Origin of the sequence: Pseudoalteromonas sp. BSi20495 (genome assembly GCF_000241185.1) — a bacterium.
Taxonomy (GTDB): Bacteria; Pseudomonadota; Gammaproteobacteria; order Enterobacterales; family Alteromonadaceae; genus Pseudoalteromonas; species Pseudoalteromonas fuliginea.
Map to the genome: position 1 here is coordinate 1 of NZ_BADY01000137.1, position 766 is coordinate 766.

At 34.2% G+C, this 766-nt stretch carries 2 protein-coding genes; both read left to right on the plus strand.

Annotated features, from left to right (window positions below; translation table 11 throughout):
• Window positions 1-187 (plus strand): hypothetical protein (locus tag P20495_RS22315; RefSeq protein WP_033016223.1); only part of this gene is annotated, 187 nt, incomplete at its 5' end.
• Between the two features lie 123 nt (window positions 188-310).
• Window positions 311-763: a transposase gene (locus P20495_RS04535; protein WP_008138164.1), complete on the plus strand. Its 453-nt coding sequence runs from the start codon at window positions 311-313 to the stop codon at window positions 761-763.
• The last annotated feature ends 3 nt before the right edge of the window (window positions 764-766 follow it).

A 766-nucleotide genomic window follows, 5' to 3' on the forward strand; every position in this document is an offset into this window, starting at 1 on the left:
AATATTTAAAAAGCGAGGTGTAAAACCTCACCTACAACATATGCCAAACCGTAGGTGCGAATTTACTTCGCGCTCATGTAACGTGGCTTTAATGTTTAAAAAGCGAGGTGTAAAACCTCACCTACAACATATGCCAAACCGTAGGTGCGAATTTACTTCGCGCTTTGTAACGTGGCTTGGTGTTTAAAAAGCGAGGTATAAAACCTCACCTACAACATACACCAAACCGTAGGTGCGAATTTACTTCGCGCTCACTCATCTTAAAAATTTCTATATTTCTGCTACCTTTAAATAAAAAGGATCAATAAAAATGCATCGTTCCGATTTATTAAGAAAAGGCAGAGTATCGTTAATAAATCGATTTTACTCTATTACATTGGTAGCACATAAAAGAGAAGATAAGTTTATCTCTATAGATATTAATCGTTTAATTATTAAAGAAATGAAAAATATAGAAGATCAAAAAGCAGCTAAAACAATAGCGTTTGTAATTATGCCAAATCATGTTCATTGGTTAATTCAATTGGGAAATGAAAAATCCCTATCGGATGTAATTAAATCTTTTAAAGGTCGCTGCTCCAAAACTATACGCGATCGTTTAGGGGTACAAAAACTATGGCAACGTAACTACTACGACCATATGATTAGAAATGAGGATGATTTACTTAATAACGCTAGGTATATAATTGCAAACCCTTTAAGGGCTAAAATCGTCGATAAAGTTGCTTCGTATCCCTACTGGGACTGTATTTACATAAAGTAAAAA

What these genes read in the sequence shown, in the direction of transcription:
- P20495_RS04535 (WP_008138164.1), top strand. Translation starts at nt 311, where the DNA reads ATGCATCGTTCCGATTTATTAAGAAAAGGCAGAGTATCGTTAATAAAT.